The 381-nt window shown below is 60.9% G+C and carries 1 protein-coding gene; it reads right to left on the bottom strand.

The annotated features are described in order from the left end of the window. Window positions 1–381, bottom strand: a 381-nt coding sequence (locus tag AB1462_RS32450; protein ID WP_367249231.1) for a pyridoxal-phosphate dependent enzyme, incomplete at both ends; no start/stop codon positions are given.

Here is a 381-nt window from a genome sequence, read left to right as displayed (position 1 = left end):
GAACGAGTTCCGTGTATGGATGCGGACCCGCCGCCGTGCCGATCAGATAATAGGTATCCTCGACATTGGTGACCCAGTCGCGGAGCGCCTCGTTCATCGCGTCCTTCAACGTGCCGTGACCGGCAGAGACGGCATTCACCTCGGCACCCAGAAGCTTCATGCGGAAGACGTTCGGCTTCTGCCGCTCGACATCGGTCGCGCCCATATAGACGACGCAGGGCAGGCCGAAGCGCGCCGAGACGGTGGCCGATGCAACGCCATGCTGACCGGCGCCTGTTTCGGCGATGATCCGCTTCTTTCCCATACGCTTGGCCAGCAGGATCTGTCCGAGGCAATTGTTGATCTTGTGGCTGCCCGTATGGTTCAGATCTACGCGCTTGA

The sequence above is a fragment of the Pseudomonas sp. SB113 genome (genome assembly GCF_040754745.1).
GTDB lineage: Bacteria > Pseudomonadota > Gammaproteobacteria > Pseudomonadales > Pseudomonadaceae > Aquipseudomonas > Aquipseudomonas grimontii.
Note: the sequence above shows the minus strand (reverse complement) of the source record. Positions and strands in the feature narration are given on the sequence as shown.